Below are 14,784 nucleotides of genomic sequence, written 5' to 3'. Positions count from 1 at the left end.
CAGGGAGGATGAATGAGACGCAGGGGAGAGATTGGCAATGCTGCTACAAATTGTGAAAAAAGATTTTCAAAGAAATAAAATCATAACGATTGTTTTATTTATTTTTATGATGTTATCGGCGTTGCTTGCTGCTTGTGCTTCTCAAGTCATTATGGAATTATACGGTTCTTTAAGTCATCTGCTGGATAAATCAAAAGCTCCCCATTTTGTTCAAATGCATGCTGGTCCAATAGATCACGCAGCTATTCAAAAATTCGCCGCTACAAATCCACTTGTTAAGAATCAACAGACCGTAGAAATGCTAAGGATAGATGGCTCGAAGATTGTCTTGGGGAACAGCAATAAGTCGGAAGAGAACAGCGTAATGGATATAGGTTTTGTTAAGCAGAACCCCTCATTTGATTTGCTGCTGAATTTAGAGAATCAAGTGATTAAGGTATCTGAAGGAGAAATCGCAGTTCCTATTTATTATATGAAGCAGAATGATCTGAACATAGGTGATCAGGTTACCCTTTCTAATGGACAGTTAGATCAAAAATTTATTGTTACGGATTTTGTTCGAGACATCCAAATGAATCCAGCTATTGTTAGCTCTAAGCGCTTTGTCGTAAATGACACGGATTATAATGTACTTAAGAAGAACCATGGAGAAGTTGAGTACCTAATTGAATTTCAAATCACCGATTTAAGTAGACTTAGCGAGTTCCGGAATGCCTATCAATCCTCAGATATGCCCGGTAAAGGACCCATGATAGACTATCCTTTGTTTAAGACGCTGAATGCGCTGACAGATGGGATTATTGCAGTTGTCATTATTTTAGTAAGTATCCTTCTTATGATTATTGCCACCTTATCTTTAAGGTTTACGATGATCGCGACCTTAGAAGAGGATTATAGAAAGATTGGCGTCATGAAAGCCATTGGGATCTCGCAGCGAGATATTAGAAGGATCTATTTGGCAAAATATATGGTGATGGCAGCATGCGCTTCACTGCTAGGATATTTATTATCTTTGGGTGTGGTGCGATTGTTTACAGCGAATATCACATTGTACTTGGGGACTGCTCCGAAAACGATCCTTCAGCCTATTGTTCCAGTCTTAGCGGTCGGTCTAATTTTCTGGATGATTGTGTTCTTTTGCAGCGTTATTCTTAGAAGGTTTAATCGTATAACCGTAGTAGAGGCTTTAAGGTCAGGGACTGTGGGAGAGTTGAAAGGCAATAAAAGAAGAATAGTGCTGAGTAAGCGCAGGCATATAAATGTGAATGTTTTTCTTGGCCTAAAGGATGTTTATGGACGCTTCACCATGTTCGGATTGTTATTCTTCGTATTTGTGATCTGTCTGTTTATCATTCTTGTGCCAGTGAATATATTGAATACCCTTCAGTCCCCTCGGTTTATTTCTTATATGGGTGTAGGTCAGAGTGATATGAGAATAGATCTACAGCAATCTGATCAAATAGACAAGCGATTTAATGAACTGATAACAACGCTAAACAAGGACTCCGATATAGCTAAGTTCTCACCATTAATTACTTCTCGATTTAAAGTGCTAAGCAGCGATGGCGTATGGGAGAATATCAATGTTGAAACAGGAGATTTCTCTATTTTTCCGCTCACCTATGTAAACGGAGGAACCCCTGAAAGTAGGGAAGAGATTGCCCTTTCTGATTTGAATGCCAAGGAATGGAATAAAAGGGTAGGGGATAGCGTTCTTTTGGAGGTTGACGGCACTTCGAAAAAATTGAAGGTTAGCGGGATCTACCAAGATATAACGAATGGAGGCCGAACTGCAAAAGCCCGATTACCTTATGACCCGAAGTCCGTGCTATGGTATATCGTAGCTTTAGATGTGAATCCGAATGTTTCAGTTCAGGAGAAAATGGATCAATATGCAAAGTTATTTTATCCAGCCAAAGTTACTCCTCTAGAAAGCTATTTATCTCAGACGCTCGGGAATACGATTCGCCAATTAAAGCTGGTCACTGGCTTATCCATTGCCATCTCGATATCAATTTCAGTATTGATTACAGCTTTATTTCTAAAAATGCTGCTAGCGAAGGACGTCTCGCAAATTGCAATTTTGAGAAGCATTGGCTTTACGTTAGAAGATATTCGAAAGCAATATCAGGTAAGGCTACTACTGGTTTCGGGCTTCGGAATCATTCTAGGAACCTTTGCAGCTAATACCATCGGTCAAAAATTCACTCAATTACTCGGATCTTTTATGGGAGCATCCAAAATACAGTTTGTAGTTAATCCGGTGGTAGCTTATCTTGTTCTCCCTCTTTTTTTCATGCTCATTGTAGCACTCACAACCGTAGTAAGCACGATATCGATGAAGAAATCCAATTTATCTAAACTGATTGTCGAATGAGGGTGAGGTGGTAGTATGTTCATATTAGAGACGAAGGGGTTAAATAAAACGTTTGTAACCGGGCAAGGAACCCCACAGACGGTATTAAAAGATGTTCATCTACAGGTATCAAAGGGTGAATTCGTAGCTTTAATGGGACCTTCTGGCTCAGGGAAATCAACATTGCTCTATACGATCAGCGGTATGGACCGGATGACTTCAGGAAGTGTTGTTTTTAAAGGGCAGGACATCAGTGGTCTTTCTGAGAGTGAATTAGCTGAACTGCGTCTACATCAAATGGGGTTTATTTTTCAGCAGATGCATCTTTTAAAAAATCTGACGATTCGGGACAATATCATCTTATCCGCTTATCGAGCTAAAATCGTTAGTCGTAGAATCATCAATAACAGAGCCGCTGATCTAATGAAAAAAACCGGAATCTCCGCGCTAGCTGAACGGGATATTACACAAGTGTCGGGTGGACAACTGCAAAGAGCAGCAATCTGCAGGTCTATCATCAATGAGCCTGATATTCTCTTTGGTGATGAGCCAACAGGTGCACTGAACTCTAAAGCTGCTAGTGAAATTATGGAGATCTTAATAGATATTAATCAGGCGGGTACAACGATTGTGCTGGCTACGCATGATGCGAAAGTCGCTGCTCAGGCAGAACGGGTTCTGTATATGCTGGATGGCAGCATAGCTGCTGAGCACTGGCTTGGAAAATTCAATCACATAAATGGGGACTTAAAAGAGCGGGAAGAGAAGTTGTCGACGTGGTTGTTTAAATTGGGATTCTGATTGTATAGGAAAGGGATATTGGTCAGGCTTTGAATCGGGAAGTGTAAGCAAAGATGCTTTTTGTACGCTTATTAAGGCATACCGCGATCATGACGGCGGGGTGTAACTAAGTATATTAAAGGAGAACTTATATATGGTTGTAGTAAACGCTACTATGGAGGATATAAGAGGATGGCTGGACCTGGCGGCAGAGGTGGAGACCCTTTTTGGACCGATGGTAGAAGATCCGGATTTCACTCTAGCGTTAGAAAAAAATATCACTCGACAAAGCGCTTTTTGTGTACGAGAAAACAATGGTTCGCCAGGTTCAAGATTACTAGGAGCTGTGTTACTCTCTTCATCCAAAGCCCCTAATTACAAGATTGGGTGGTTATCTGTTTCAGCCATAGAGAGAAATAAAGGAGTCGCGACAGCCCTTCTTAACTATATTCTCGAAAGTATCGAAACCCCAGCAGAGATATTCGTTACTACATTTGGTGAGGATCATCCAGAGGGTCAACCTGCTAGAAGATTTTATCAGAAGTTTGGTTTTGTTCCTCTGCAGGATAAGGAACCGGAGGGTCCTGAAGGTGGCTCAAGGCAAAATTTTAAGCTGGCGATTACTCCCAAGGGTTCGTTATGAACAAAAAGATTGTTTTATCGACAATTTCATTGTTCTTCTTAGCGATTTCTTTCAGCCCATTGTTCAACTATATCCGTGAGTATATGATTTCAGATCAAATCAATCAGCGTTATGAGATCAACCATGCTGAAAAAGGATATAACACGTTAAACGTTCAAGAACTAACGGTTGATGATAAGCATATTAAGATTGAGGAAGAAAATACAGGCAGGAAAGCAGAATTGACAATTTGGGATGAAGAGGAGAATGTCCCGCCTGGAGATATTGTGAAAGTTCAGTTTTTATTAAATGGTCAAAAAATCTCAACCGCTGATGAAATATGGCTATCTAATCGAGAAAGAGGAAGCAGATATTTTTCATGGATAGATATCCTTACTGTAAAGGATCGAAAGACTGATGAGAAAGAAATAAGTATAGTCCAAAGACTTACAGAGGATAGTCAGCCGATGGAAAAGAGAAAATGGAAAATAATCACGATCTCACATGATGGCAGTATAGAAGAAAAGATGCTGAGTTATGCTCAAAGAAATAACAATCATCTAGGGGTGAAGCTGATCGAGTTCTCGGGTACATCACTTATGGGTATGGGCTACTATTCGGATATTACTAAAAGTTATCCAAGTGTATTTTTCCCTCTAATGTATCCATTTTTAACAGGTGTCGTGGGAATCTTCTTATTGATCATTATAGTTGTTCAATTACTGATCGAGCTTCATAATAGACGCGTTATTAGGGAAAACGGGCGATAACGGTCATAAGATATGTTCTAAAATTACTTATAATTACGAATCACCTTTAACTTGTTCAAGGTTAATAAAGCAAACAGTAGTAACAGGACTCCGATGGAACCCATGACAGGGGCTGGGCTGAAGTGATCGGACAGGAATGAAACAGCTGTAAGACCAAGTGAGGGTGCTACACTCATAATGGAGCCAAGTACACCGAAGACTCTACCTTGTATATCCTCCGAAACTTCCAGTCTGAGGATTGTATTTATCAGCAATGTACAGAATGAGAACATAAAGCCAATTAGAAGAATGATGGGAATGGCTAAGGTAGCAGTAGTGACGAATGATAATAGGAGGTACAGGGGACCCATACACAGCAGTCCAGTCATGATAAAGAAGCCGCGATTCTTTAATTTGGAGCCGAGAAACAAGATCATGCTGGAACCAATCATATAACCTAGAGGAATGCAGGCTTCCATGAGTCCAAACTGAAAGGGACTAGAATTCCATACTTTGACGGCCATCACTTGCGTTAGCATCAGTGAAGGCATAAAGAACAAAGTGAGCGTAGGAAGCATTATGATTATTGCCCGGGCGAAGGGGTATCTCCAAATATAACGAACGCCATCCGCAAGATCCTGTGTAAATTTTCTTTCTTCTTTAGGTCCGGTATTCACTCGGTTTGGGAGTGGAAGGGAGCGGACAGTAAGAACTAGTAGAAAGGAAACGAAAAATGTAGCTCCATCAAATAATATGGCATCTGCCGCTCCAAAACTCGCTACAAAAATACCTCCAGCGGAATACCCAATCGTCCGAAAGACATTCTCTGACAGGTTCAGAATCCCGACTGCTTTTTGTACATGTTCTTTTCCAACTACAGTGGTAATTGAAGCTTGATACGCAGGGGATTGGAATAATGCTGAGACTGTCGTAAGTCCCGTTAATATGGCCACGATAATGAATGATGTAGAAGACATGGAAATGGCCAAAGCAAGCGTAACTGCTAGACCGCAGCTTATCAAATCAGTGATTAACATAATGGTTCTACGATTGATCCGATCTGCGAGTGTGCCTCCTATCGATCCGAGGAAAGAACTGAGCAATAAATTGATTATCGTAATAATGGCAATCATTTTAGCGCTTCCGGTGGTCTGAAGTACCCATAAACTTAAAGCAATGCTGTGAAAGGTATTTCCAAACAAGGAAATGGAATACGAGCTGAGTAGCAGCATAAATCTCCGGTTTCCCCAAAGAGTTGGATAGGATTGAGCAGTGGTGGATGCATGTTTTCCTAATAGAGGATCTGTCATGGTAACTCTCCTCTCAACTTAAACGCTTAAGTGAATATCGAAAAAAAATTAATTAACAAAATAACGATTATTCTCTTGTTTGGAGTAGTCAGGACGATGTAATAACTCCTGCATTAGTTCAAAAGCAGTGGCTGATTTATCCCCAGTGAATATGAATTTCTGAACGTCTTCTCCAAGCATTTCTGGGCAATTACAGGTACATAGAACAGAAAGACGTGTGAATACCCCGGATTTTTCAACACAACTTCCGATAAACTCATTAATAACTATGGCCTCTTTGTAAATCCCCTCCGATAAAATTGTATTCAATTCCTCCATATTTTGAACTTTGAATATTGCTTTCTCAGGTAAAGGAAGACTGTCTTGGATAAAGTGAGTGAGCAGGGTGTTATTGAAGCTCTCCATAATTAAACAAACCTGTGAAAGATCCTCCGGCATTATCTTTTGTAGAGCTGAACGATAATTGTAAAGAACTTGCTTAAACAGCTTATCTTCAATCATGCTGTCGATCAAAATTAAGGGAATCCCTTCTACAAAATGCTTGGAAATCGAATAGAAGGATTCCTCGCGGACATCAATCAGAAAGACGGCTTCGAGTTTTCTTTCGACGATGATATCCAGTGAAGGATGGTCGGTACCAAGAGAGTATAACATCGTATGATATCCGGCATCCGTTAAACGCTGTTCCAAAGTACGGATAAATGTGAACTGGGCATAGAGTTTCCAAGGGGGCATATAAGCAGAATTATTGATAAGTATTCCTATTAATCCCGTTTTTTTATTAGCTAGCGAACGAGCTGCTAGGTTTGGAATGTAATGAAGCTCTTCAGCCAGTAACAGAATTTGATTGCGGGTTTTCTCAGGAATGGTTTGGTTATTGACGCGGTTCAGAACATAGCTCACAGTTGCAACGGAGACATTTGCTCGTAGCGCGATGTCCTTCATTGTAGTCTTTTTCACCAGTAAACTTCTCCCTTGCTGAGATATTTATTTCCAAATATTATCACTAAAACTTGAGAAGAGTCAACGAGTGACTTTATACCAAGAAGAAAATGATTTATGTGTTCATTTTTATAATTTGGGTAAATGGATTTAAGAACCTAAATCAGTCAGCGAGAAGAGGTGTGACTCATGGGAACGAATTTTAAACGGGAAGCGGGAGAGTTGTGAAACCGCTTTAGATACTGACACAAATTTGTGAAATGATTCACTTAATTATTAAGAATTTTAATATATAATTAATTTATAATCAAAATTAGGGGGAAACGAAAATGAGACTATTTAAAATGATTTTAGTGGCTGGGGTTTCGGTAGCAGTATTGGCAGGTTGTGGAGCAAATGAGGATAAAGCAACCAATCCGGCGGCAACTACGGCTCCGGCTGCTGAGCAGACAGATGCTGTCACTACAGCATCGATTGTCAATCAAGCAGATGCATTTACTAAGGCTGTTAGCAAAGATGGAAACTGGATTGTTGCGATTCTAAATGATGTAACGATTCCAGAAGAGGTTGTTGTAGCTGGAGAATTCCATGATAAAGGCGCGGCTGATGGCGACATCTACCGTAAGATTGCCCTTTATTCGCAAGATGCTGATCACAAGATCACTGCTACTTATACACTAACCGTACCAAAGTTTACAGTACAAAGTGAGAATTTGAAAGTTGAAGGCGGAACGATTAAAGGCGATGTTTATGTAGAAGCGAAAGGCTTTACTCTGCCTGAAACCGCAACGATTGATGGTAATCTTTACTTCACAAGTGAGGATCTGAAAGCATCTGCAAAGATTGATGGAAAAGTGACTGGAACAACAGAAGTTAAATAATTTCGTAATTAACTTATACAGTAGAAGCCAATCCATAGACTATGGGTTGGCTTTTTTCTTTTCGTTTATATGAACTTTAGTTGATTTTCTTAATATTGAACTTATAATATTACTACCACTACTAGGAGGAACACATATGTCTAAGGAGTATTCACGCACATATATCGAAAGTGTAAAGCTTGAAATGTTAAATAGATTGGGACTTAAGCAAGTGTTCTTTAAGGAGCAAATAGGTGACGGCCTGATTTTTGAAGCGGTTGGTTTTGATAAAGGGAGCAAGCATCGTTTTTGTGTTAGACCGAAGACGAAAACAATTGACGAATTTATTTCAGGGAAATGGATGAAGGTCCGCAGCTTTACAATCAAAAGTGTGGAAATTTAAAATTGAATTCTAAAAAGGGAACCCCATTTAAATAGGAGTTTCCTTTTTTATTTTTGAGAAGGATTCATTGATAATGTGAAGTATCGCCGTACAGATCGATGGTTGTATTGTTGTCAGTTAAGGTTACTTTACACAATGCTGTAGAGAGAATATCCGGTAGTTCCCCTAATTCCTGCAGTGATTTATTGAGAAAATGAGCCATAATGACTTTCAGGGTCATCCGATGCGTGACAATAAGTACCTCATGTCCTTCATTATCGTTAATGATACGCTCAATAGTCGGCGTTACTCTTTGTTCAAGCTGACTATAGGTCTCCCCTGGGGCTAGTGGAATAAAAAGATCAGGTCTGGTGAAAAAATGGGTATACTGTAATGGATATTCTTGTTCAATCTGATCTGTGTTCATTCCTTCCCAAATGCCCATGTTAATTTCCATTAATGAAGCTTGCTGTTGAATCGATAAACTACGATTTCCTCGCAAAATCTGCGCAGTATGCAACGCCCTTGGACTAGTACTAGAATAAATGGCTCCTAAATTCTCACCTTCCAAACGTTCTCTCAACCATTCCGCTTGCTGTTCACCCAAGGTTGTTAACGCTGAATTTTGATGTCCTTGCATTCTTTTCTGCAAATTCCATTCGGTCTGCCCGTGACGGGTTAGAAATAATACTGTCTTTTTCATTAACGAAACCTCCCTTTTGAATAGTTGTAAGTATAAGATAAATAATTATAAATAAACAATATATAATAGTTAATATCCATAATGTATAGTTATAGTAAGAAGGCCGAACATTCGTTAAATATGATTTTATTTTATATAGTTAGGAAGAAATCAGGATGAACTATCATGTATTAAAATTGTTTTATTATGTTGCGATAACAGGGAGTGTGACCAAAGCCTCCGAACGTTTGCACATAAGTCAACCCGCTATATCCGCGCAGATCCGCAAATTTGAACGGGAGAATAATATCGTATTACTAGAGGTCATAGGAAAGAGAATGGTGTTAACACCGATTGGGGAAAAACTGATCGAACCACTTGAAAAGTTATTTGCTATGGGTGAACAGGTACAGCAGATAATTGAGGATTATCATAAATTTCCTGCAGGCCATATTCGGATTGCAGGTAATTATCTGGCTACAAGTATACTCATCCCCCGGTGGGCATCATTATTCAAGCAATCTTTTCCGGAGGTTAAAATTCAGATTTCTACTGCTAATTCTCATGAAGTCATGGAACAATTAAATAACTTTGAAGCGGACGTGGCGATTTATAGTGATATGGCGTTTCCTTCTCATCATACAGGGGTGTTCGAACATCGGGAGTTGTACAAGGACGAGTATGTGTTCGTAGTTTCTTCAAATCATTCTTTAGCCAAGCAGGAGGTTAGTTTTGAGGAAGTGATGGCTGAGGCATTTATTATGAGGGAGGAAGGTAGTGCAGCCAGAGAGAGAATTGTACAATTATGTGAAGAAAGAAAGGTACAACAACCGAAGATCGAACTTCAATTTAATGGAGTAAATGAGGTTATTCAAGCCGTCATTGCCGGTTATGGGATTAGTTTTGTATCGGCGTTGTTAGCAAAGCCTTATCTTGATCAGGGTATGTTAGCCAAGGTCGAAGTGGAAAATGTAGTCTCTAAGCATTCGATATGGATGAGCCACAGAAAGAAAGAGCTTCAAGAAAGCTATATCCAGTCATTTATTAAGCTCGTCATGAAACGATTAAAAGAAGAGGATAATTTATACTCGATTCCAACGCATACACCTTAATTAAAATAACGTATGAATTACGATGTATGCATTGAACTGAGATCAAAGATTGGAATGTAATTGAAGCAACTCAGGTGCACTAATGTCTTCTGCTTCAGAAGATTTAAATTGAATGTTATATAATTGTGAGTATAGCCCATTCATTTCTAATAAAGACTCATGTGTTCCTTCCTCAACAATCGAACCCTCATTTAACACGATAATTCTAGACGCTTCACGTATGGTGGATAGTCTGTGTGCAATAACTAATGTGGTTCGATTCTTCATTAATAAATCAAGAGATTGCTGAATCATTCGCTCAGATTCGTTATCGAGTGCGGAAGTTGCTTCATCTAGAAGTAGGAGTGGAGCATCCCGAAGAAAAGCCCTGGCAATGGCTATGCGTTGTCTTTGTCCACCAGATAAAGTCGATCCATGTTCACCTAGGATAGTGTCATAACCATCCTGCATCTTCGTAATAAACTCTTCTGCACCTGCGAGCCGAGCGGCTTCTCGAATACCCTCTTCGCTAGCTGTACTAGAACTGAAGGCGATATTATCTCGTATAGTTCCTGAGAACAAATATGGGGTTTGGGGAACATAGGTAATCATTGCTCGTGCTTCTTCAAGCTGATCATGTACAGACTTTCCATAAACTGTGATGCTTCCTGCAGTAGGCTCATAAAGTCCATTACATAATCGAACGAGCGTCGTCTTCCCTGACCCGCTGGGCCCGACAACCGCGATAGTTTCTCCATGTTGTACATGAATATTTAGCCCTGTAAATAGGGAGGCTTCATTATCCGTTGTCCCCGAGTAGTTGTAGTGGACATCCTCTATTTGTAATGCAGCCACCTCTACAGAAGCAAATGTTGATGAGCTGGATTCTGGCAAAGGATGAGTAGCTCCTTCATCAGGTGCATCAAGTATAGCGAATACGCGGTCAGCTGCACCTAAAGCCTCCTGCACACCTCCCCATGTTTGAGACATATGGACAAAAGGCCATTGAACCCTACCCATCAAAATAATAAAAGCGAGTACTTCACCTGCTGATGTTCCGCCACTTAGAGCTGATAACGCAATTAAAGCGGCACATGTCACCATTACGAGATTATTGATAAAGGCGGAAGATTGCCATAAGAGACCATTTAGAAGCGATTTTCGCAGCTGCATTCTTCTTAACTTCTCACGTTCTAGCGCATATTTATTTAAGAGAGTTTCTTCAAGCGAAAAGGCTCTGACGACCTTCATTCCTTGAAGTGTTTCTTGTAAGATACCTCGTAATTCTGCCTCCTTTGCATATATTTGAGTAGATAATTTTCGTAATCTGCGATCAAAGAAACGTCCGGAAAGAAAAACAAGGGGGCCCGATCCAAGAGCTAACAGGGCGATCCAAACATCCATTCTGGCCAAATATAGAAAGGAAATGAAACAGAGAAGTAGATTATAGCCTAGATCGTATACGATGCTGTTTATCATCCCCATGGCCATCCCTGCATCCTTAGTGTTACGCGAAGTCAAATCACCTGAATGCATGGACTGAAGGTAACGGAATGGAATTCGGTGACTTTTGTCAAAGAGCTTCGCACGAATATCCCAAGCCATCCGACTCTGCATAACGAAGCGGAAGTAATGCTGCACCATAAGACAGCAGATAATGATGACACAAGCAATGGCACAGATTACAGTTATACGTGTTAATGCATCCATATTGGCATTGTGGATCGTATCAATAAATACTTGCTGAATGGCTGCAAGTCCTATGTCCATTACGAGTTTAGCAGAGAGCAGGAGTATAGCCACAATAAATCCAATTCGATAAGGGCTTGCGTAAGAGAATAATCTACGTAGAGCATACCCTAGTTTTAGATTCTTGGATTCCAGCTCATTCATACCTCTACCTCCCTGACCAGAGTAGAAATATCAGCCTTCTTCATTGAGGTCTCAACCATATTGTAATACTGTCCTTGTAAAGTCATTAACTCGAGATGAGTCCCAGCTTCAACAATATAACCCGCCTCCATATAATAAATGTGATCCGCATCTCTGATGGTAGATAGTCTATGCGCGATAACAACCGTTGTACGATCATGCATGAGTTCTTGCAGGGCCTGGCCGACAATCTCCTCATTTTGGCTATCAAGTGCAGCTGTGGGTTCATCAAGAAGGAGGAGTTTAGGCGCTCGGACAAAAGCTCTGGCAATGGATAGCCGCTGCCTTTCGCCGCCAGATAAGGTATGGCCCCGTTCCCCAATAGAAGTCTGATATTGAAGTGGGGTTCTCATAATAAATTCATGTATCCCCGCACTTTTTGCTGCTTTAATAATTTCTTCATAGGTCGCGTCAGGTCTTCCCCATGCAATATTTTCATATAAGGTTCCAGTGAACAGATAAGGCTCTTGAGAAACATAAGCCAAATGATTACGCCAAGCTCGAGGGGGGATGCTGCTTAACGGCAACTTACCAGATTGGATGCCCCCTTCAGTAGGTTCATAGGTTGCGAGTATTAATTGAAGGAGGGTGCTTTTTCCACTGCCACTAGGACCGGCAAATGCAGTTACTTTACCTGGTTCTATGGTTAGATTGACGTTAGTTAATACTTGATGATTACCATAATGAAAACCTACATTCTCAAAGGTGATAGGGCATAAACCACGAATTGTTTGGTTGTTATTCATCGGCGTTTTTTGCTGAAAATGTTCCTGATTACATTCACGGTTTTCATCTTCTTCAGGTAAATCAAGGACTTCAAACAATCGCTTACCTTGCGCCAGCGAGGCTTGTAATTCAGTCCATAGATTAGCCAGCTTTGATACAGGGTTTGTAATTTGCTCGAAACAAATAAGAAATGCTGCTACTGCCCCCACATCCAGTCTTCCTTGGATAACTAGATATCCGCCATAGGAGAGAACATATAACAATCCACTAAGAATAACGGCAAAGGGCATATTATAGCCCACAGCTTCTAAGCGTGTGACAGGTAAATGAATGTTGAAATATTGCCTAACACGTTGTGTGAATTGATTATGCAGTTTAGATGCCAGGGAGAAAGCACGCACGACCTCAGCACCCTGTACCGTATCTTGAATAAACATTTGTTGCGCAGTTTCAATTTGCTGTCTTTGCTCGTGCATGGAACGTAGGCGGGAAGTGAAGGGAATCATCACAAGTGGAACAAGCGAGCAAATCAATATAGTTCCGAGCGTTAAGGCATATTGGAGTGAGAGCAGATAAGTTAATAGAAATGTAATTTGCATCAGATTACTGAATAGTTCGATGGTCTTCTGATTGATACCTTGCTGGGCAGCTGGGGCAGAATCATTGATGCGACTAATGAGATCAGCAGAATGATACCGGTCCAAATCTTTCATCTGTACATTTAGTAATCTAGCTAGCAAAGATACCTGAAGCTTGGAGGTCGACTTGAATTCAAGCACACCTGATAAGTAAGTCAATAAGAAGCTGGCTAAAGCATCTATAATAACGATTACTAGAGCAAAGATAGCACCAGACATCAAAAAGGACATGTTCTGATTCGTAGCAGCGTTGATTATACGTCGTAAAGATTCGGCTATCCCAACTGTTGCAAGGGAAACGACGGCTGCTAAGAGACATAATATGAGGTACCAGCCTAAATAGGGTTTTCCAAGTTTCAGTAAACGCATAAAAGTGTTAGAAACTACATTGGATTTTTTGATCGAGTCTGCTTCTATGTTTGTAGATCCATTCACTTTAGACCCTCCCCACTATGGTTTGAATTTGCTGTGGTTCAATTAAAAGATAGGAGGTTCCTCATCGAGCATGACTTTTGTGGTGACGGCAAGTAATTCTCTCAATTTATCCATTCGAAGATGGTAATATAATCGATGATCGGTTCTTTTTAGTTCGATAAGGTCTAAAAAGAATAGGAAGTTGGCATGATAAGTTACTGCCGCGGGCGTTATGCCAAGTGCTGATGCAATTTCTTGTCCATAGTGAGGGCGATTCCTTATGAGCAGCAAGAAGTCTAAACGCCGTTTATCCGAGAATGCTTTTAAAAAAAGTTCAGTTTTCTCTCGATCAGCAGCAGGTCCGAATACATAATCATTAAAAATGCCGAATATAACCCAAGCGATACGAGAACTTCCTGCGTAAAAGAAGAGAACATGATTCCCAACTTGTGAGAAAAAGCTGACATGAAAAGTAGTGGGAACATCATAAACTGCAGGTTCATTTTTGTTGATATCACGAATGAATCTTTCAGGATTTGCTAGGAACAGACCTTCATAACGCTGAGAGGCTTGTTCAGACTCCCTTCTTAACTCCTCTTTCCAAAGTGAAAAGACATCCTTGTAGAACTGGTGTAAGAGCTGCATATAACGTAGCTTGGCTTCTTCGGGATAAGCAAGACACTCTAGTAATGGCCCCTGCGCTTCAATCACATCCAGCTGCGGTTTTGTTCTTGCCACAAGCTCAGCCATTAAGCGGGTATCCTTCTTAACAATCTCCCAATCGTTTCCTTCTAGCAACTCATCTAATTTATCGTAATACACACCATATACCATTTCAGCGACTACCTTTTCTGCAGGACTCTTTTCCAATCGTTTTATCCATGCTTCAGCTGTTTGTGGTTCCGGACAGGTGCAAATGGATTCATAGAAAGCAAAATCGAGAGCTTTATGAAAAAAGTTGTACTGGAAAAAAAACTGAAGCTCTCGGTAGGAGTGAGGGGATAATCGTGCTCGTGCATCTTTATGATAAGACAACGCTTGTGGATCCATTTCAAGTTTGTAATCCTCTGCTGCCTTAAGCAACTGCTCTTCACAAGCAATCATTCCCATAGAAACAATGAATTCCAAAGCTTCGTTGTACGCAAATTTTATGTTCGATAGTAAGGTATCTTTCATGTTATCTTCCATCATAACCTCCGATGTTCTTTGTTACATAATTTAAATGTTTGGATAATTCGACTAATATTTAATAATTACTTAATGTTAAAATAAACCATTCCTTTTCTTTTGTAAAGGGATA

The 14,784-nt window shown here is 40.3% G+C and carries 13 protein-coding genes; 7 read left to right on the top strand and 6 right to left on the bottom strand.

The genetic code is table 11. The features are described 5' to 3' along the window. Positions 1-37 precede the first annotated feature (37 nt). From M2444_RS05980 to M2444_RS05965, 4 genes are all read left to right on the top strand, one after another. Positions 38-2,377, top strand: coding sequence for an FtsX-like permease family protein (locus M2444_RS05980; RefSeq protein WP_280786520.1), 2,340 nt, complete (start codon positions 38-40; stop codon positions 2,375-2,377). Between the two features lie 15 nt (positions 2,378-2,392). After that, positions 2,393-3,157, top strand: a complete 765-nt coding sequence (locus M2444_RS05975) for an ABC transporter ATP-binding protein (protein ID WP_280786519.1) — start codon at positions 2,393-2,395, stop codon at positions 3,155-3,157. 133 nt (positions 3,158-3,290) lie between these two features. Beyond that, positions 3,291-3,779, top strand: coding sequence for a GNAT family N-acetyltransferase (locus tag M2444_RS05970; protein ID WP_094875598.1), 489 nt, complete (start codon positions 3,291-3,293; stop codon positions 3,777-3,779). Next, positions 3,776-4,528: a hypothetical protein gene (locus tag M2444_RS05965; RefSeq protein WP_280786518.1), complete on the top strand. Its 753-nt coding sequence runs from the start codon at positions 3,776-3,778 to the stop codon at positions 4,526-4,528. The genes M2444_RS05970 and M2444_RS05965 overlap by 4 nt, the downstream gene beginning before the upstream one ends. Positions 4,529-4,551: 23 nt before the next feature. Here M2444_RS05965 and M2444_RS05960 read toward each other — a convergent pair whose 3' ends face one another. Both M2444_RS05960 and M2444_RS05955 read right to left on the bottom strand, forming a co-directional pair. After that, on the bottom strand, positions 4,552-5,817 hold the full coding sequence (locus tag M2444_RS05960; RefSeq protein WP_280786517.1) for an MFS transporter: 1,266 nt from the start codon (positions 5,815-5,817) through the stop codon (positions 4,552-4,554). 48 nt (positions 5,818-5,865) lie between these two features. Beyond that, positions 5,866-6,777 carry a LacI family DNA-binding transcriptional regulator gene (locus tag M2444_RS05955; protein WP_280786516.1) on the bottom strand — a complete coding sequence of 304 codons (912 nt, stop codon included), beginning with the start codon at positions 6,775-6,777 and terminating at the stop codon, positions 5,866-5,868. A gap of 311 nt (positions 6,778-7,088) precedes the next feature. On the opposite strand from M2444_RS05955, the gene M2444_RS05950 reads away from it, so the two are divergent. Next, positions 7,089-7,640 (top strand): polymer-forming cytoskeletal protein, encoded by a 552-nt coding sequence (locus tag M2444_RS05950; protein WP_280786515.1) that lies wholly within the window; start codon positions 7,089-7,091, stop codon positions 7,638-7,640. Positions 7,641-7,776: 136 nt separating this feature from the next. Then, entirely contained in the window at positions 7,777-8,022 is a 246-nt protein-coding gene (locus M2444_RS05945; RefSeq protein WP_042189863.1) for a hypothetical protein, read from the top strand. Between the two features lie 64 nt (positions 8,023-8,086). Here the strand turns inward: M2444_RS05945 and M2444_RS05940 are convergent, their stop codons facing one another. After that, positions 8,087-8,704 (bottom strand): histidine phosphatase family protein, encoded by a 618-nt coding sequence (locus M2444_RS05940; RefSeq protein ID WP_094873429.1) that lies wholly within the window; start codon positions 8,702-8,704, stop codon positions 8,087-8,089. Positions 8,705-8,859: 155 nt separating this feature from the next. Between M2444_RS05940 and M2444_RS05935 the strand changes: the two genes are divergently transcribed. Further along, entirely contained in the window at positions 8,860-9,795 is a 936-nt protein-coding gene (locus M2444_RS05935) for a LysR family transcriptional regulator (protein WP_094875607.1), read from the top strand. Between the two features lie 42 nt (positions 9,796-9,837). Here M2444_RS05935 and M2444_RS05930 read toward each other — a convergent pair whose 3' ends face one another. Genes M2444_RS05930 through M2444_RS05920 form a run of 3 tightly spaced genes read right to left on the bottom strand, consistent with a single transcriptional unit; the run spans position 9,838 to position 14,675 of the window. Beyond that, entirely contained in the window at positions 9,838-11,667 is a 1,830-nt protein-coding gene (locus M2444_RS05930) for an ABC transporter ATP-binding protein (RefSeq protein ID WP_280786514.1), read from the bottom strand. After that, positions 11,664-13,505 (bottom strand): ABC transporter ATP-binding protein, encoded by a 1,842-nt coding sequence (locus M2444_RS05925; protein ID WP_280786513.1) that lies wholly within the window; start codon positions 13,503-13,505, stop codon positions 11,664-11,666. Before M2444_RS05925 ends, M2444_RS05930 begins: the two co-directional genes overlap by 4 nt. Before the next feature lie 42 nt (positions 13,506-13,547). Beyond that, a complete protein-coding gene (locus M2444_RS05920) occupies positions 13,548-14,675 on the bottom strand; it encodes an ArsR/SmtB family transcription factor (RefSeq protein ID WP_143812385.1) in 1,128 nt (375 codons plus the stop codon). Between the last annotated feature and the right edge of the window lie 109 nt (positions 14,676-14,784).

Origin of the sequence: Paenibacillus sp. PastF-3 (assembly GCF_029893135.1) — a bacterium.
GTDB classification, from domain to species: domain Bacteria; phylum Bacillota; class Bacilli; order Paenibacillales; family Paenibacillaceae; genus Paenibacillus_AQ; species Paenibacillus_AQ nitricinens.
This window is presented reverse-complemented; position numbering and strand designations above follow the sequence as displayed.